The organism is Paenibacillus amylolyticus, from assembly GCF_001570725.1.
GTDB classification, from domain to species: domain Bacteria; phylum Bacillota; class Bacilli; order Paenibacillales; family Paenibacillaceae; genus Paenibacillus; species Paenibacillus amylolyticus_A.
This window is the reverse complement of the sequence record NZ_BCNV01000001.1, coordinates 1,180,438-1,197,670: the sequence shown is the minus strand read 5'-3', so window position 1 is coordinate 1,197,670 and position 17,233 is coordinate 1,180,438. Positions and strand designations below refer to the sequence as shown.

19 protein-coding genes are annotated in these 17,233 nt (G+C 45.4%); all 19 read right to left on the bottom strand.

Features of this window, described 5'->3' with window-relative positions:
* Positions 1-92 precede the first annotated feature (92 nt).
* Positions 93-1,547, bottom strand: a complete 1,455-nt coding sequence (proS, locus tag PAHA3_RS05555; protein WP_062833824.1) for a proline--tRNA ligase — start codon at positions 1,545-1,547, stop codon at positions 93-95.
* 62 nt (positions 1,548-1,609) lie between these two features.
* Entirely contained in the window at positions 1,610-2,881 is a 1,272-nt protein-coding gene (gene rseP, locus PAHA3_RS05550) for an RIP metalloprotease RseP (RefSeq protein WP_062833823.1), read from the bottom strand.
* A 113-nt stretch (positions 2,882-2,994) separates the two neighbouring features.
* Positions 2,995-4,134, bottom strand: a complete 1,140-nt coding sequence (locus PAHA3_RS05545) for a 1-deoxy-D-xylulose-5-phosphate reductoisomerase (protein WP_062833822.1) — start codon at positions 4,132-4,134, stop codon at positions 2,995-2,997.
* A 70-nt stretch (positions 4,135-4,204) separates the two neighbouring features.
* A complete protein-coding gene (locus PAHA3_RS05540; protein WP_062833821.1) occupies positions 4,205-4,999 on the bottom strand; it encodes a phosphatidate cytidylyltransferase in 795 nt (264 codons plus the stop codon).
* Positions 5,000-5,015: 16 nt separating this feature from the next.
* Positions 5,016-5,783: an isoprenyl transferase gene (locus PAHA3_RS05535; RefSeq protein WP_017689151.1), complete on the bottom strand. Its 768-nt coding sequence runs from the start codon at positions 5,781-5,783 to the stop codon at positions 5,016-5,018.
* 89 nt (positions 5,784-5,872) lie between these two features.
* Positions 5,873-6,427, bottom strand: coding sequence for a ribosome recycling factor (frr, locus tag PAHA3_RS05530; RefSeq protein WP_062833820.1), 555 nt, complete (start codon positions 6,425-6,427; stop codon positions 5,873-5,875).
* Positions 6,427-7,155: a UMP kinase gene (gene pyrH / locus PAHA3_RS05525; protein ID WP_017689153.1), complete on the bottom strand. Its 729-nt coding sequence runs from the start codon at positions 7,153-7,155 to the stop codon at positions 6,427-6,429. Before pyrH ends, frr begins: the two co-directional genes overlap by 1 nt.
* Positions 7,156-7,386: 231 nt before the next feature.
* The gene (tsf, locus tag PAHA3_RS05520) at positions 7,387-8,037 is read right to left on the bottom strand and encodes a translation elongation factor Ts (protein ID WP_062833819.1); all 651 of its coding nucleotides are present in this window, start codon (positions 8,035-8,037) and stop codon (positions 7,387-7,389) included.
* Positions 8,038-8,152: 115 nt separating this feature from the next.
* Positions 8,153-8,851: a 30S ribosomal protein S2 gene (gene rpsB / locus PAHA3_RS05515; RefSeq protein WP_017689155.1), complete on the bottom strand. Its 699-nt coding sequence runs from the start codon at positions 8,849-8,851 to the stop codon at positions 8,153-8,155.
* A 296-nt stretch (positions 8,852-9,147) separates the two neighbouring features.
* Complete coding sequence (locus PAHA3_RS05510) at positions 9,148-9,774, bottom strand: endolytic transglycosylase MltG (RefSeq protein WP_062833818.1); 627 nt, start codon at positions 9,772-9,774, stop codon at positions 9,148-9,150.
* Positions 9,775-9,777: 3 nt separating this feature from the next.
* Complete coding sequence (locus PAHA3_RS05505; RefSeq protein WP_062833817.1) at positions 9,778-10,362, bottom strand: hypothetical protein; 585 nt, start codon at positions 10,360-10,362, stop codon at positions 9,778-9,780.
* A gap of 65 nt (positions 10,363-10,427) precedes the next feature.
* Positions 10,428-10,742 carry a hypothetical protein gene (locus PAHA3_RS05500; protein ID WP_062833816.1) on the bottom strand — a complete coding sequence of 105 codons (315 nt, stop codon included), beginning with the start codon at positions 10,740-10,742 and terminating at the stop codon, positions 10,428-10,430.
* 52 nt (positions 10,743-10,794) lie between these two features.
* Positions 10,795-12,204, bottom strand: coding sequence for a DUF342 domain-containing protein (locus tag PAHA3_RS05495; RefSeq protein WP_062833815.1), 1,410 nt, complete (start codon positions 12,202-12,204; stop codon positions 10,795-10,797).
* Between the two features lie 61 nt (positions 12,205-12,265).
* Complete coding sequence (locus tag PAHA3_RS05490; RefSeq protein ID WP_017689160.1) at positions 12,266-13,054, bottom strand: FliA/WhiG family RNA polymerase sigma factor; 789 nt, start codon at positions 13,052-13,054, stop codon at positions 12,266-12,268.
* Between the two features lie 15 nt (positions 13,055-13,069).
* On the bottom strand, positions 13,070-13,513 hold the full coding sequence (locus PAHA3_RS05485) for a hypothetical protein (protein ID WP_062833814.1): 444 nt from the start codon (positions 13,511-13,513) through the stop codon (positions 13,070-13,072).
* 4 nt (positions 13,514-13,517) lie between these two features.
* The gene (locus tag PAHA3_RS05480) at positions 13,518-14,015 is read right to left on the bottom strand and encodes a chemotaxis protein CheD (RefSeq protein ID WP_062833813.1); all 498 of its coding nucleotides are present in this window, start codon (positions 14,013-14,015) and stop codon (positions 13,518-13,520) included.
* A complete protein-coding gene (locus tag PAHA3_RS05475) occupies positions 14,008-14,628 on the bottom strand; it encodes a chemotaxis protein CheC (RefSeq protein WP_139331862.1) in 621 nt (206 codons plus the stop codon). Before PAHA3_RS05475 ends, PAHA3_RS05480 begins: the two co-directional genes overlap by 8 nt.
* Positions 14,629-14,638: 10 nt before the next feature.
* On the bottom strand, positions 14,639-15,100 hold the full coding sequence (locus PAHA3_RS05470; RefSeq protein ID WP_062833811.1) for a chemotaxis protein CheW: 462 nt from the start codon (positions 15,098-15,100) through the stop codon (positions 14,639-14,641).
* Positions 15,101-15,141: 41 nt separating this feature from the next.
* Positions 15,142-17,214, bottom strand: a complete 2,073-nt coding sequence (locus tag PAHA3_RS05465) for a chemotaxis protein CheA (RefSeq protein ID WP_062833810.1) — start codon at positions 17,212-17,214, stop codon at positions 15,142-15,144.
* Positions 17,215-17,233: the final 19 nt, after the last annotated feature.

The window sequence follows — 17,233 nt, the reverse complement described above, 5'->3', positions numbered from 1 at the left end:
ATCCGAACTCGCACCGACTCATTTTATCCGACAGAAGCTCTCCATTCATTACTTAACCGGTGAATAAGTGCTTTTCGTCAAGTGATCCTGACTTAGTATGCTCTTGCAAACACAACCGTGTGTTCTGCCTGTTCACCACAAGCCAGGCACGTATGCTTTTCTTCCGCAGGCTGGAACGGGATGTTCCGGCTTGTTGCACCTGTAACTTCTCTTACTTTATCTTCGCAAGCTTCTGAACCACACCATCCAGCCAGTGTAAACCCGCGTTTATTTTCCATCAGTTCTTTCATTTCATCCAGTGTATCCACGGAATAGAAGTTATCCGACATAAATGTGCGGGCACGTTCCAGCATATCTACCTGGATCTGTGTCAGCATAGACTGGATTTCTTCTACCAGGTTCGCTTGTTCTACCACTTTTTTCTCACCTGTGATGCGTGATACGAGCACACAAACGCCATTTTCCATATCACGTGGACCAATCTCCAAACGAATCGGAACACCGCGCATCTCGTATTCATTGAATTTCCAACCTGGGCGAACATCGCTGCGATCATCCATTTTCACACGAACTCCAGCTTTTTTCAACTCAGTGAACAACTCATCTGCACGTCCCACAACAGCATCACGTGTTTTCGGAGGTCCAATTGGAATCATGACCACTTGCGTAGGTGCTACTTTAGGAGGAAGTACGAGACCACGGTCATCTCCATGAACCATAATCAAAGCACCGATCAATCGTGTGCTTACTCCCCATGAGGTGGTGTAAGCCAGTTCCAGGACATTGTTCCGGCTAAGATACTGGATTTCAAATGCTTTTGCAAAGTTCGTTCCCATGTAGTGTGATGTACCTGCTTGTACAGCACGTCCATCCTTCATCATGGCTTCGATTGAGTACGTATCCACCGCACCCGCAAATTTCTCGGATTTGGTTTTCTGACCTACAATTACAGGAATAGCCAAATACTCCTCAACCACTTCACGATAAATCTCCAGCATTTTCATCGTTTCTTCACGTGCTTCTTCTTCTGTCTCATGCGCAGTGTGACCTTCCTGCCACAGGAACTCACTTGTGCGAAGGAAAGGCAACGTTCTTTTTTCCCAACGAACTACGTTGGCCCACTGGTTGATCAGTACCGGAAGATCCCGATAAGACTGAATCCACTTGGAATACATGTGACCAATAATCGTCTCGGATGTAGGACGGATTGCCAGACGTTCTTCCAGCTTCTCTCCCCCAGCTTCTGTAACCCACGGTAATTCAGGGTTAAAGCCTTCCACGTGCTCTTTTTCCTTTTGAAAGAAGCTCTCAGGAATGAACATCGGGAAATATGCATTGCGATGACCGGTTTCCCGGAAACGACGATCCAACTCATCCTTGATGTGTTCCCAGATCTCAAAACCGTCTGGTTTGAACACAATACAACCGCGTACGGGTGCATAGTCCATGAGATCAGCTTTTTTGATAACATCAATATACCAGCGTGAGAAATCCTCACCCTGTGGTGTGATTTCAGTCACGAACTGTTTATCATTTTCCTTTGACATAAGACTCCAGCGTCCTCCCATAACGACTATCTCTGAATGTCCAGAGCGTAGTCCAACCGTAATTATCCGTTAATTAAACGTAATATATCATTGTAAGTTACTGCCAGCATCAATACAAACAGCATCGCAAATCCAATGAAATGCACCATGCCTTCGCGGTTTGGATCAACAGGTCTGCCGCGCAGCGCTTCGATTCCCAAAAATACCAGACGGCTTCCGTCCAGTGCAGGTATTGGTAACAGGTTGAAAATCCCAAGGTACAGACTCAAAATGGCTGCCCATCTCGTTAACTGTTCAATTCCTTGTTTAGCAATTTGCCCTGTCACTTCAAACGTACGAACCGGCCCACCAATATCGTCCATGTTGAATTGATTGATCAGATGTTTGAACCCTTCAAAAATCACTTTGGTTGTATCAACCATGGCTACACCTGATACCGTAAAGGTCTCTACAAACCCAACAGATCGAGTCGGTAATGTAGGTACGATTCCCACTTTTCCGCCCTCTTGTCCTTCTACAGCACGTGGAGTAATCGTTATATTAAACGTTTCATTCCCCCGACGTAGTGTCCATTCCATCGGCTTATCCTTGGAATCGGCAATCATCGTCACCATTTTTTGTGAATCCGTACCAATAGCAGTACCATTGATGGTTTCGATAATATCACCCTTTTGCAGGTTCGCCTGATCGGCTGCCCCACCTTCAAGCACTTCACCAATTTCAAGATTCTTCGGATTCTCCACTGGAACTCCCGCCATCTGCGCATATACAGCAAACAGCACAAAAGCCAAGATAAAGTTCATCAACGGTCCCGCAAAAATAGCCAATGCACGCTGTCCAACGGTTTTGCTACCGAATTGACGATCTTTCGGTGCAATCTGCGTTTGTTTACCACGACTTACCAACATCGCTTGGGGATGTATACGATACTCCTGAATCTCTCCATCTACATCGAGTTGAAGCTTCAAGGCTCTCTCCATATCAATGGAGATGACTTCACCACGTATTACATTTTTTCGGTTATCCAGCTGGTCCAGATAGATCATCTTCACCTGGTCATCTGCAGATCTTACCGCAATGGTCTGTCCTTCCTGGATCTCTACCAGTTCCGGATCTTCCCCTGCCATCCGTGCATACCCACCAAAAGGCAACAAACGCAATGTAAACTGGGTCTCGTTTCTTTTATATGAGAACAATTTGGGACCAAAACCGATCGCAAATTCCCGTACAAGAATACCGGCGCGTTTGGCAAAGTAATAATGCCCCCATTCATGAACCGTCACGATGACAAAGAACATGAGCACCGTTAGAAATACCACTTGTATGGTTTCCAATCCCTATCCATCCTCCTTCACGGCACATACCGCAGTCTGTCCCTCTAGATTATCATTATTCTCTGATGCCGCACAAGAGAATCACTTCTTCCATTTTGTTATGAAAAAAGAGATTACAGACTGGACGCAAGCTTGCGACTCTCCTGATCACATCGGGCGATCTCCTGCAGATCAGGCTCGTCCACATTGTGGTGTGCTTCCAGCACAGAAGCAATAATATCTTCTATTTTAAGGAATGAAATCTCTTTACGCAAGAAACGGGCTACAGCAACCTCGTTGGCTGCATTAAAAGCCGTTGTTGCGGTTCCTCCCATTTTACCACACTCATACGCCATTCTTAAACACGGGAAACGTTCCATATCCATCTCACGGAAATGTAATTTCCCAGCTTGAGCAAGAGACAGACGCTGTGCTGGTGATGGTAAGCGATCAGGGTAAGTCAGTGCATATTGAATGGGAACTCGCATATCCGGATTCCCCAGTTGAGCGATGATGCTGGTGTCATCAAATTCCACATAGGAATGAATAACGCTCTCCGGGTGAAGCAATACATTAATCTGATCATATCGAAGACCAAATAACCAATGTGCTTCAATGACCTCAAGCCCCTTGTTTACCATCGTTGCCGAGTCTATCGTGATTTTGGAGCCCATTGACCAATTCGGATGTTTAAGTGCATCCTCTATAGTCACGTTATTCAACTGTTCACGGGTAAGATCACGGAATGATCCGCCTGAAGCGGTGAGCGTTATGCCTGTCAGGCGTTCTCTGTTTTCACCATTTAAGCATTGGAATATAGCAGAGTGCTCACTATCAACGGGCAGTAAAGAGACTCCTTTGGCAGCGGCTCTTGTCGTGACGATATGCCCCGCTGTAACCAACGTCTCCTTGTTGGCCAGTCCGATCTGTTTACCTGCATCTATGGCAGCAAGCGTTGACTCCAATCCAACACTGCCCACCACCGCTGTAACAACCGTATGAGCATCGGTTCCTGCCGCAACTTCTACGAGTCCTTCGTTGCCGTAAAATAGTTGCGTTCCTGCAGGCAAATGTGGAGCTACCTTCTCAGCCAATTCTTTGGAACCCACCGATACTTTCTTAGGTCGGTAACGTTTGGTTTGTTCGATCAGCAAGTCTGTATTGCCTCCGGCAGCCAGTCCCTCCACTTGAAAGAGTTCCGGATGCATGTCTACTACATCTAGTGTCTGGGTTCCGATGGAACCGGTCGACCCGAGAATCGCAATTTTTTTCATGCTGCACCTCATCTTTAATTATCCAATGCCTACGGCGAACAAGGCTGTTATCTCAGGCTCATGTTCTTCTTTAGTAGGGCAGTAGCATTAGTATATGTACGAATGGAAACACAACAATCCAGCTGTCGCACCGATCAAGAATGCCTCCATGCCCTGGGAGAAGACTACCTGAATCCTTGATATTATATACACGTTTGTATGCAGACTGGATCAAGTCACCCATCTGACCTACGACTGCACAGGCAATTCCGATCACGATCGCTCTCTGCCAGGAGAGCAGACCATCTGACACTAATGCAAAAACAACCGAAGTGACAATTGCAATCACGATGCCACCCAGTGCACCCTCTATAGTCTTGTTTGGACTGATGGAAGGCCAGAGTTTGTTTTTACCAATGAGTTTCCCTACAAAATAAGCCCCTGCATCACTGGCCCATATGGAGCCCAGCAACAGGAACGTCCAGAACAATCCATGATGCAGATGTCTGGATTCTGCAATGTAATAGAAACCGATCCCTATATACAGCACGCCGAGGAAAAGCATGGCTACTGTATTTACGGGAACCTTATTCTTGGTGACAACTGAAGCTGTCATCAGTACAAGCATTACAATCCAGATGACCTGAAATAAGGATAGCGGTCTTGCCTCCCAAAGCATTTCCCAAGGAAATACAATGGCAAACACACCAGCATATCCAATCAGGGCCACACCTGAAAAAGGCATCACCCCGGTCATTTTAACAAATTCATAATAACCGATGAGAGCCATAAGCAATACCAAACCATGGTACCAGGGTCCGCCCAGCATGCAAAAACCTAAAAACAACACACCTGCTATGATTCCTGTCGTTAATCGCTGTTTCAACGGCTTCATCCTCCATCTATTTCAAACCGCCGTAACGCCTTGTTCTGCGCTGATATTCGGCTACTGCTTCAAGCAAATGCTTTTTGCCAAATTCGGGCCAGTATATATCCGTAAACCATAATTCACTATATGCAAGCTGCCAAAGCATAAAGTTGCTTAATCTCAACTCTCCACTCGTCCGGATCAGCAGATCCGGATCGGGCATGTCAACCGTCAGCATATGCCTATCAATGAGTTCAGGTGTTATGTCCTCTGCCGATAGTTCCCCCGATTTCACCTGCAGAGCGATCTGTTTAACACAGTCCGTCATTTCGCGACGACTTCCGTAGTTCATTGCAAAGTTCAAAACGAGACCTGTATTATGTTCCGTAAGACGAATGGCTTCCCGCAAGGCATTGATGGTATGAGAAGGTAAATGTTCCTCTTGGCCCATCATGCGAATGCGCACATTTTTTTCTATAAGTTCATCCAGCTCTATAGCCAGAAATTCTTGCGGAAGTCGCATCAGAAAATCCACTTCTTCTTTTGGACGCGTCCAGTTTTCTGTCGAAAAAGCGTACATCGTCAGATATTTGATGCCCAGTTCATCCGCCGCGATGGTCGCACGTTTGACCGCCTTCATGCCATTTTGGTGCCCGGCTATACGCGGGAGTCCCAAACGTTTGGCCCATCGTCCATTGCCGTCCATGATGATGGCGACGTGCTGCGGGATATTGTCCTCGGATATAGTCAGCGTTTCCTGCTTGTCAGCCCCATTCCACCACGACCGAACCCGTTTGATCATTCCTGTTCCTCCAAAATCCCTGAAGTTTCTTCATCTGAAGCTTGGAAAAAGAGACAAAACCCCACCGTATTGGAGGGGCTGCGCTTGTCTTACACTTCCATGATTTCTTTTTCTTTGGCAGCGAGTACCTTATCGACTTCAGCAATATACTTGTCGGTCGATTTTTGGATATCGTCCTGATGTCTCCGGGATTCATCCTCGGAAATATCTGACTTCTCCATTTTCTTAATGTCATCATTCGCATCACGGCGAATGTTACGAATCGCCACTTTACCTTCTTCACCGAACTTCTTCGTCAACTTCACAAGTTCCGCTCTGCGTTCTTCCGTCAATGCCGGAATAGACAAACGGATCATGCTACCATCATTCGCTGGGGTAAGTCCCAGATCCGATTTCATGATGGCACGCTCGATATCACCCATGGAAGATTTGTCCCAAGGTTGAATCATCAGTGTACGGGAATCCGGAGTACTGATATTAGCGAGTTGATTCAAAGGCGTCATAGCCCCATAATACTCTACCTGAATTCGGTCCAGAAGAGCTGGAGTTGCACGGCCTGCACGCAAAGTAGCCAGGTCACGACGCAATGCTTGAATTGCTTTTTCCATACGCTCTTCGGCATGTTGTTTAACCGCTTGTGGCATTAATCTACACTCCCTTTAACGATTGTTCCGATACGTTCACCCAGAACAACGCGCTTGATGTTACCTTGTTCCGTAATGGCAAATACGATCAACGGGATGTTGTTGTCCTTACAAAGCGAGGATGCCGTCGAATCCATTACACCAAGGTCTTTGTTAAGAATATCCATGTAAGTCAACTGATCAAATTTCACAGCTGTACTGTCCTTAAACGGATCTGCTGAGTATACACCATCTACTTTGTTTTTGGCCATCAAGATAACTTCTGCTTCAATCTCCGCTGCGCGCAGTGCTGCTGTTGTATCAGTGGAAAAGAACGGGTTACCTGTACCTGCTGCAAAAATAACGACCCGGCCTTTCTCCAGATGACGAATAGCTCTACGACGAATATAAGGCTCTGCAATCTGTTGCATTGCAATAGATGTCTGTACACGCGTAGGTACTTCAATCTGTTCCAATGCATCCTGGAGTGCTAACGAGTTCATTACTGTCGCCAGCATACCCATATAATCTGCAGTTGCACGATCGATGCCGTTTTCGCTACCGGCAATTCCACGCCAGATGTTTCCGCCGCCACATACAATAGCAACTTGAACACCAAGTGCAACAACCTCTTTTACCTGTTGGGCAATCGATGAGATCGTGTCTGCATCAATACCGTAGCCGTTTTGACCGGAAAGGGACTCTCCGCTGACCTTTAAGACAACACGTTTAAATACTGGCTGTTCCAATTATTCACCCTCCACTTTGAATTGAACACGCTCGGTGTTCAACCAACAAAACTTCTCGCGCATGGCCTCCTGCTTAAAAAGAAAGGAACACAGTTGTGTTCCGCTCTTTTAGGAAAAACGTTTAACCGGTGAGGCACTGTTTTCCTGGGATATAAGGGAGTTTACGCTTCGAAGTTTCATCATTCTTATATCTTCGAAAATCAATCCTGCTTGCCGGTTTATAAAACCGTCTTATTTGTTTACTTGGGACATTACTTCTTCTACGAAGTTGTCAACTTTTTTCTCAAGACCTTCACCCAGTTCGTAACGAACGAAACGACGGATGGAGATGTTTTCACCGATTTGGCTGATTTTTTCATTCAGCAATTGGGAAATCGTTTTGTCTGGATCTTTAACGAAAGTTTGTTCCATCAGGCAGTACTCTTCGTAGTATTTACCGATACGGCCTTCAACCATTTTTTCAATGATTTTCTCTGGTTTGCCTTCGTTAAGAGCTTGAGCTTTCAAGATTTCTTTTTCTTTTTCCAGCTCTTCTGTAGGAACTTCTTCGCGTGTAACGAATTTAGGATTAGCTGCAGCGATTTGCATAGCTACATCTTTAACGAAATCCTTAAATTGATCCGTTTTACCAACGAAGTCTGTTTCACAGTTAACTTCAACCAGGACACCAATACGTCCACCAGCGTGGATGTAAGATTCTACAACGCCTTCAGTTGCTGCACGGCCTGCTTTGCTTGCTGCTGCAGAAAGACCTTTCTCACGCAACAATTCAGCTGCTTTCGTTACATCACCGTTTGCTTCTTCCAGTGCTTTCTTACAATCGAGCATACCAGCGCCCGTTCTTTCGCGAAGTTCTTTTACTGCACTCGCATTAACTGCCATTATAAATTCCCTCCAAAATTAAGTATTGTACGTACACTCTAAAAAAAGGGCAGTGAGAGGTTATCCACCTGCCAACCACCCTTTTCATTTAGTTTATTGCATATGTTCGAATCTATTAAGCGGAAGTTTCTTCGCCTTGGTTAGCTTCGATTACAGCGTCAGCCATTTTACCTGTCAGCAATTTAACAGCGCGGATCGCGTCGTCATTACCTGGGATAACATAATCGATCTCGTCCGGATCGCAGTTAGTATCAACGATACCAACAATTGGGATACCCAATTTGCGAGCTTCCGCAACAGCGATACGCTCTTTGCGTGGATCGATGATGAACAGGGCGCTTGGCAGGCCTTTCATATTTTTAATACCGCCCAAGAATTTCTCCAGACGATCTTTTTCTTTGCGAAGCAAGATTACTTCTTTTTTAGGCAATACAGCGAATGTACCGTCTTCTTCCCAAGCTTCCAACTGTTTCAAACGATCAATACGTTTTTGGATAGTTTGGAAGTTAGTCAGGGTACCGCCGAGCCAGCGTTGGTTAATGTAGAATTGACCAGCACGTTCAGCCTCTTCTTTAACGGAATCTTGAGCTTGTTTCTTAGTACCCACGAAAAGAATTTTACCATTCTCTCCTGCGATTCCTTTAACGAAGTTGTAAGCCTCTTCGACTTTTTTCACCGTTTTTTGCAAATCGATGATGTAAATTCCGTTTCTTTCAGTGAAGATATAACGATCCATTTTTGGGTTCCAACGACGAGTCTGGTGACCGAAGTGTACCCCAGCTTCGAGAAGCTGCTTCATGGAGATTACTGCCATCTTCACACACCTCCTAATATGGTTTTTATTGTGTCCTCCGCCGGCATCATTTTTCGCCAAGACTCTCCATAAGGAAAGCACCCTCAACAAAATTAGCACATGCGTGTGTTTTAACACCGTTATCTAATATAGCACAATTGACAGCCTGATGCAACACTCTTTGAAACTAAATCTACTTCTATACTCATTACTTCTAAACTAGCATTCTATACTTCAACAGGAACTCAGCATTACTTATTATTGGATTTTCAAATCATACGATTAAATACGCAAAAAACCGTCCTGTCCGAGCATGCTCAGCTTGACGGTTCTTTTGTAATTTTTGCGATAATGGATTTGAAGCTTTCGCCTTTTTCAAGCGCATAAGTACCCACTTGGATTTTGGTGTTGATTCGCTCGGCTTTGCCAGCCTTTATGAACGCTTGCGCATCATCAACGATTCCAGCGGTTTTTAGATTCGCTGCTACGATCGCCAGACTATTGCCTGAACGTACTTTGAACGATACCGTTGCACCTTTCGGATTGCTTGGCGTTGCAGGTTCTGTTGTCTTAGGTTCAGTTATCTCTTTTTGCTCTTCAATTTCATTTGTAGCGGGCTCTTGTGGCTTCTCAGGCTCAGCAGGTGTCTCTGTGGAGGTTACGGCCTCAGGCGGTGTTGCTGTATTCCCCTGCAACTCACTGCTCTCCTGTTTTCTCTTCGCCACCCACTCTGCTTCTGTGTATAATTCTTCTTCAGAACCTACCAATTTCATATCCAGGCTTTTCGCGACTGTTTCCAGCTGTTCTTTCGTCATATTGGCAGTCTGCTCAGGGTCAAGGTTACTATCAGATAATGCATTTTGTCCTACTGTGGCCAGTTGAAGCAAAACTGCACCTATAATCATGCCGCTCCCCAGACCAATCCATAAGGATCGCTTGTCCATGACTTAGCTTTCCTCCCGTTCTGCCAGTTGCAGTATTAACTGTACCTCACCACGCTGAATGCCTGTCTGCTTGGATATGGCATCCATCGACTTACCCTCTGCATGTAAATTAAAGAGTTCTACATATCGATCTTTAATCGATTCACGCCCAGGTGAAGATTCGACTTTGCTGGTCGGCAAATCTGCTTCTAACGCCTGTTGGGCCGCCTCTGCTTGCACACTTTTCACGAGCGCTTGTGCTTGCAAACCTTCGGAAGCTTGTACGGGTACATTACCTGAGTGTGGAACATGTGATGCAAGAGGTTCGTTTATGTTGTTCTGTTCCAGCTGATCCAATCGTTGCTGTAATTCCTTGAGTTGCGATTGCAAACGTTGATCCGCCGCTGTCGCTTCTCCCTTCATCTCAGCCACACGTTGAATGAGAGCATCATTATCATTTTCAATCTCGGTCATGTAATGCTCAAGCGTAGATTCCATCTCCTGCACCAGTTGATGCCCTGGCTCCTGCGCCTTGTTTTTCCTAGGCATGATATATGCGTAGGCAATAGCGCAGGCTCCTAAGATGACAATAATGATCCATGGTGACAAATTGGGTTCTCTCCTTCTGATTCAACCATCGGTGCGCAAGACTGCATGTCCATCACAATTATCTATTATAAAGACAGATCAATATGTTTTCCTTTGTACGGGTGCTCTGCAGGTTTGACGGTTTCTTGAACCTGAGCAGTTTCCTGTCCATCGGAACCGCTCTGCTGATCCCCATCATTGGTATGACCATCACGCACCGAAGTCTGTGAAGTTTCGTCCATTGCTTCACTTCTTTGCCTTGCTTCGTTTGCTTCTTTCGCCGTTTGCTCTGCCAAGAGATTCTGATCTGTAATCGGCCTCTGCTGGGCTTCACTTTGATAACGTCCCGCCTCGCTTGTTCGTGGTACCGCAATCTGCAACTCCACTGCTTTGAAACTCATACGCTCACCTCACGGTTTCGAATGGATTTCTTCATGTGCCTGAATGCTGTACTTAAACGTATGGAACCATCGTAATATCGCCATCGTGATAATAAAATGAAATTCGACTGACTGGATCTTTAATAAATTTCGTGTATCTGCCGATAACTATTTTAGAGCCTCCATAAATCACCTTCAAAATATCAACACGAGCCATGCTTGTATCTTCAAGTGCCTTTTCAATTTCAAAGATACGCATTTTCGTTTCTTCACTTACACGAAGAGCCGATTTCTGCGTAGCACTCAACTTGATTCGCATCGACATCTTATCTGGGCTTAATTGTCCAGCGGCAGCTAACTGATCCAACAAGGTCAAAGCCTTCTTCGTTTTGTCCAAGGAATCCATCTGCTCTCTGACTTCCTTGCGCAAATCATTCAGTTCGTTACGCAGCTTCGGAAGCACACCAACTTCAATGGCAGTCACCGTGGACATACTGTTGCCTACAACACGCGCTGAGACGTTCTGACCAGCCTGAATTGAGCCGCCAACGATAAGACCTTTGGTACCTGCACAGATGACACCATGGCCAGCACGAATATTAGAGTGCATAATACTTTGGGAAACCAGCACATCTTCACCGGCATCCACGTTGCCTTCTTGAATAAAGGTACATTTAACATTATGACCTGCTTGTACCAGTCCTTTGTTATAACCAATAATGCCACCGGTAATTTCGATTGAACCACCTGCTTCCAGGTCCGCTCCTTCGACACCTCCGACGACACGAATATCACCTGCTGCTTTTACTTTAAATCCGGTAAGTACGTTGCCTCGTATGACAACTGTGCCTACAAAGTCGATATTACCGTTATTGTAGTCAACGTCACCATTGACTTCATAAACCGGAAATACATTCAGTTTATTACCATCCGTTTTGGTAACGAGCCCATCCAATGCAGCATACATTGCAGAACCGTCCGGGTTAACCACAACGTTTTTCCCGACTTTAAAGCGAGCTTCTTTTCCGAGACGATAAGGAATTTCCTCACCTGTTACTGCCCTACCTGGTATGCCATCGCCAGGAGCGATTCGCTCTGCAATGATCTGACCACTACGAACATTGTTTAACCGGGTCACTTCTTTGTAATCGACAGTTCCATCTTCCGATTCGAGCGGTCGTCTTTCGTTCGTATCATCCATCCCTACCAGGATCTTGATGAATCCATCTGTTCCCTGAATAGGTGCGACACCTTCAGCAATCTTGTATTTATCTTTTGCATAGGTTTCAGGGTTACTCACAAAAAGTAATAATGCCTCTCGTAATACACCTTGCTTGATACCCTTTTCCGCCACAAATTGTTCAAGTTCATCGATCGTGCAGGCAAAGCCTTCTTCCTCTTTGGAAAATTCAAGGTAGGCTGTGCATTTGTCGTCCGATAAAACAATGTTTAAGCATTGTTCCAAAGCAGTCCGCTGTGTCACTCCAGTTCTTCCCCCTTTTAGACTTTCCACTCCCCAAACTCCAATATATTACTTCTCTCTATTAATCTTTACGCATCAACAAATCTTTCTGTTTGTCCAACGTGCCGCGTAATCGTAATATTGCCTTGGAATGTAACTGGGATATACGAGACGGAGAAAGTGACATAACCTCTGCGATTTCACTAAGAGAAAGATCTTCGTAATACAAGAGTGAAACAACTGTCCGCTCTTTTACCGTCAACTTGTCCAGCCCTTGCACCAAAGCTTCCTTTAAATAAAACTCATTCACTTTATAATCCGGATTTTTAGCTTTCTCATCCACCATTAAAGACAGACGCGTCTCAGACTCTTCTTCACGAATCGGGTCCTCCAGTGAGCAAAGTGACATGACCGCCACTTCCTGAAGCATATGTTGAAAATCTTTGGTGGACACGTCCAGATACTCACTCATTTCCTCATCACTAACGGACCTGAGATAGCTTTGTTCCAGCTGTTGATAGGCGTCTTCAATGCGCTTGGCTTTCTCCCGAACAGAACGCGGAACCCAATCACCTTGACGCAGACCGTCAAGAATAGCTCCGCGGACCCTCCATGATGCATAGGTTTCAAATTGTAGACCACGTTCATAGTCGAATTTTTCCAATGCATCAATCAATCCCATAACGCCATTACTCTCCAAATCATCTTTGGGAACATTTTTAGGCAAACCGACTGCCAGGCGACCGGAAACATAATTTACAATGTGAAGATACTTTTCAATCAAAGTTTTCTTGGCTTCAAGATCTCCATGTTCTTTCCACTTTTCCCACAGATCAGAATGGTTCAAATGTGAAGCTTTACGCTCGTTCAATTGCTTTCACCCTCCTTATTTGTCTGTCAGGTGACGAACGGCCTGCGCCAATTCCTCCGGATCCTTGGTCCGGACAAGTTTAGGCGGATCCAAAGGGGCGAATCCCGTTGGAGCTTTCGTCTCAGATGGCGGAAGATCGTCCCCAGATGAAGCGTTCTGTCCACTCTTGAGCAAGTCATTCAGCTCTTGTCCATCGTCTTCGAGTTTAATGTCCACCTGTGAACCTCTTTGATCTTGAGCATTTGGTGAATCATAACCATATCCATTTCCCTGGGCCTGAGGGTTCAGCAACAATCCCAATCCCCAGCGTAAACCATATGCAAGGACAAACCAGGCTACGAATCCAATCAATCCGCGAATTAAACTGGTCGTCAGCACATTGCTGCTGTATGCTACAAAAAAAGTAAGAATAAATCCAACGATGCCTGCTCCAAGATTAATGCGGTAGTTTCCTATCATAGTCTTATAGTTCCTTTACACCCATTTGTACACTTCGAATAGTCAAAAGGCCAGTTTCACAATCCATTTCAATCGTTCGTCCATAATTACCACCCGTATCTTCTGCAAGAAGGGGGATTTTGAGTTTTTGCAGCCACTCTCGACAAGAATCTGCATTCCGTGGTCCAATGCGCATCGTATCCCCAGCACCAGCAAAAGCAAACATCTGGGAGCCTCCGGCCATTTTAGAAACGATACGTGAGTGAGAAGCGCCTAATTTTATCATTTTTTCCAAAAGCTCAGGCAACGCCGTATCCGCATATTTGGCAGTGTTCAGTTTCCCTTCACGGGCAATCTCGGAAGTAGGAAGCATGACATGCGCCATTCCAGCTAGCTTCAAATGTGGGTCATACATTGTTAATCCCACACACGAGCCCAGGCCAGTCGTACGGATTACGCCAGGAAGATGAGCGATGTTTAAATCCGCCATACCGACTTTAACGACGCTTTTGTCCTCAATCATGGCTCAGTGGCACCCCTAGCGATTCAAATATCTTTGCAAATGATGGCGGATCTGGAATCAGGAAAAATTGACCCTCAACCTGATCTTCACCTTCAAAAAAAGATGTGTCAATCAACAATGCATCGTCACCCATCTCGCCGAATTGCAGCAAGCCATAGCTCAGAATGGCACCCGCCATATCAATGGCAAGTCCAGGAACGGTTGGATACATGGACAACTTCGTGAAATCTGCCAAAGAAGAAAGATATGATCCAGCCAAAATATTTCCAATTTCAGAAAGCGCTGATTGCTCCATATCTGTGAAAGCAAGTCCTTCTTTCAAATCAAATCCAGCAAGTCTATTCAACAACATTTTAGCAGCCTCTGGTGTCATCATAAAGAAAAGATTTCCCGGTGCTTCCCCTTCTACACGAAGAAATACGGTAACAACGATGCGTTCATCCCCGCCCACTTTTTCGGCAACTTCTTCAAACGGGAGCATTTGTACTGTAGGTACACCCATGTCAATCGGTCTGTTGAGGAGTTGAGACAACGCCGTTGCGGCGTTGCCTGCTCCAATGTTACCGACCTCTTTGAGCACATCCATCTGGAATACCTCAAATCGGTTGAACATCTCCACGGTACTAGCCCTCAACACTTTCCAGCTGTACAATCTCGCTTTTATTTAATACTTCGTTCAGGTTAAGCATGATCAGCAAGCGTGAATCCTCCAATTTGGCCACACCACGCAGATATCTCGCTTTGACGCCGCCAACCACTTCTGGTGGGCTATCGATCGCGCTGCTCTTGATATCAATAACATCATTGGCAGAATCTACGATAAAGCCAACTTGCATGTCGTCTACGCCTACGATAACAATACGAGTCTGATCCGTATACTCCGATTCAGGAAGGGAGAAACGACCGCGTAGATCGATGACCGGAATTACAACACCGCGTAGATTAATGACTCCTTTTACAAAAGAAAGTGTCTTGGGAACACGGGTAATTGGCATCATGCGCTCAATCGTCTGAACTTTATCTACCTCAATACCATACTCTTCGGTACCCAATTTAAAGACGATGACTTTCAACTCTTCTTCCATGTAAAAAACCTCCCTATTAAATGTAAGACTTAGCTATATGCTTATTTAATAAATGCATTAGGATCAAGAATCAGGGCTACTTGTCCATCTCCGAGTATGGTTGCTCCAGAGATTCCTTCAATAGCAGGCAGATACGTTCCCATTGATTTGAGAACAATCTCACTCTGTCCAATAAATTCCTCAACAGCTACAGCTGCAAGACGGTCACCTTTGCGAATCACGACAATTTCTGTTTCCTGCTCATCAGCATCATTGAAATCCGGTACGGAGAACACTTCGCTCAAGGACAAGTATGGAATCAGTGACTCACGGAACGTGATCATTTTATTGCCGTGAATATTGCGAACCTGTTCACGCTGTACAATGGCTGTCTCTACAATGGAGGACAATGGAACAGCATATTTCTCTGAACCAAGTCGTACAAGCATTGCAGCGATAATGGAAAGAGTCAACGGCAGTTGAACAGAGAAGTTCGTGCCTTTGCCTGGAGTTGAATGAATCGTTACATTACCGCCAAGCGAAGTGATTTTCGATTTTACTACATCCAAACCAACGCCCCGGCCAGAGATATCCGAGATGATATCCGCAGTACTAAAACCAGGTGCGAACAACAGCTGATTTACTTCATCATCGCTCATCTTGGCACCTTGTTCTTCGGTTACAACTCCACGTTTGATCGCGGTTTTAAGGAGCTTGTCGCGATAAATTCCTTTACCATCGTCTTCAATCTCGATAAATACGTGATTTCCACTGTGGAAAGCGCGCAGGTTTACTGTACCCATCTCTGGTTTACCAGCAGCTACACGCTCTGCAATGGATTCCACACCATGGTCAACCGCGTTACGCAGCAAATGCACCAGCGGATCACCAATCTCATCAATTACAGTACGATCCAGTTCCGTCTCAGCACCTGTAATCACCAGATCGATTTTTTTATCAAGTGTCTTAGCCAAATCACGGATCATACGCGGGAAACGATTAAATACGGTATCTACGGGAACCATCCGTAATTTCAATACAATGTTTTGCAAATCTGTGCTCACTCTGCTTAAATGTGCTACCGTATCGGATAAATCATTGTTGCCTGTCTCACTGGCCAGTTGCTCCAGACGTGAACGGTCAATCAATAATTCACTGAACAAGTTCATCAATACATCGAGGCGTTCAATATCGACACGAATGGTACGTGAAGGTGCAGCAGCTTGTTTCGGCGCAGCTGTTTTGGCTGGTGCCGTCTTCGCTTCTTCTTTGGATGCAGCATTCTTATCCGGTGAAGCAACCTCAGCTACAGTAGTCGGTGCGGTTGGCGCTTCAACTGTGGCTGCGACCTGATTGGCCATCTGCTGAAGAGTCTCCTGATCCAATTGGATCAGCTTTGCACTCTCAATTTCAGAGATACTCATGATGCCTTCTTCCAGTTCGTGCGCCTCTTTAGTTGTTATGTAATACAACGAGAAACTGCGCTCAAACTTCTCCTGCTCAATATCCTGAACGGATGGGTAAGCCTTAACGACTTCACCTGAACGCTCGAGCATATCAAAGACCATATAAGCCCGAACACCTTTTAACTGGCTATGCTCACTAACAAGCACATCTACATAAAATACACGGTGGCCTTCAGCAATCGACTGATCCAGCACTGAATATTGGAATTCATCCAGCTCCACAGCCGAAGCAATTGAAGCGTTAGCCAGTTTATTTTTTTCAGTTGCAGGAGCATCTCCGCTTGTCATTTCACCATTTTCAATGGCCTGAAGTGAAGCTACGATAGCGGACACATCCGCTTTACCTTGTCCACCTTCGGTAATATCCTGAACCATAGTTTCCAAAGCATCCAGACTCTTGAACATGGTATCAAAAATGTAATCCTGCATTTTCAACTTCTCATTACGCACCAGGTCCAGCACATTTTCCATTTTATGTGTCAGTGATGCCAAATCTTCGAAGCCCATCGTTGCCGCCATACCCTTCAGGGTATGAGCAGAGCGGAAAATGACCTGAACTATTCCCAGATCTTCCGGATTGCCTTCAAGTTGAAGCATGTTTTCGTTAAGGGATTGCAGATGATCATTAGACTCATCAATAAACATGGATAAATATTGGTTCATGTCCATTGTGAGGCACCTCCTCCGT

What these genes read in the sequence shown, in the direction of transcription:
- proS (WP_062833824.1), bottom strand. Translation starts at nt 1,547, where the DNA reads ATGTCAAAGGAAAATGATAAACAGTTCGTGACTGAAATCACACCACAG.
- PAHA3_RS05545 (WP_062833822.1), bottom strand. Translation starts at nt 4,134, where the DNA reads ATGAAAAAAATTGCGATTCTCGGGTCGACCGGTTCCATCGGAACCCAG.
- PAHA3_RS05535 (WP_017689151.1), bottom strand. Translation starts at nt 5,783, where the DNA reads ATGATCAAACGGGTTCGGTCGTGGTGGAATGGGGCTGACAAGCAGGAA.
- frr (WP_062833820.1), bottom strand. Translation starts at nt 6,427, where the DNA reads ATGCCACAAGCGGTTAAACAACATGCCGAAGAGCGTATGGAAAAAGCA.
- tsf (WP_062833819.1), bottom strand. Translation starts at nt 8,037, where the DNA reads ATGGCAGTTAATGCGAGTGCAGTAAAAGAACTTCGCGAAAGAACGGGC.
- rpsB (WP_017689155.1), bottom strand. Translation starts at nt 8,851, where the DNA reads ATGGCAGTAATCTCCATGAAGCAGCTTCTCGAAGCTGGGGTACACTTC.
- PAHA3_RS05510 (WP_062833818.1), bottom strand. Translation starts at nt 9,774, where the DNA reads ATGGACAAGCGATCCTTATGGATTGGTCTGGGGAGCGGCATGATTATA.
- PAHA3_RS05500 (WP_062833816.1), bottom strand. Translation starts at nt 10,742, where the DNA reads ATGAGTTTCAAAGCAGTGGAGTTGCAGATTGCGGTACCACGAACAAGC.
- PAHA3_RS05485 (WP_062833814.1), bottom strand. Translation starts at nt 13,513, where the DNA reads ATGATAGGAAACTACCGCATTAATCTTGGAGCAGGCATCGTTGGATTT.
- PAHA3_RS05480 (WP_062833813.1), bottom strand. Translation starts at nt 14,015, where the DNA reads ATGATTGAGGACAAAAGCGTCGTTAAAGTCGGTATGGCGGATTTAAAC.
- PAHA3_RS05475 (WP_139331862.1), bottom strand. Translation starts at nt 14,628, where the DNA reads ATGTTCAACCGATTTGAGGTATTCCAGATGGATGTGCTCAAAGAGGTC.
- PAHA3_RS05470 (WP_062833811.1), bottom strand. Translation starts at nt 15,100, where the DNA reads ATGGAAGAAGAGTTGAAAGTCATCGTCTTTAAATTGGGTACCGAAGAG.
- PAHA3_RS05465 (WP_062833810.1), bottom strand. Translation starts at nt 17,214, where the DNA reads ATGGACATGAACCAATATTTATCCATGTTTATTGATGAGTCTAATGAT.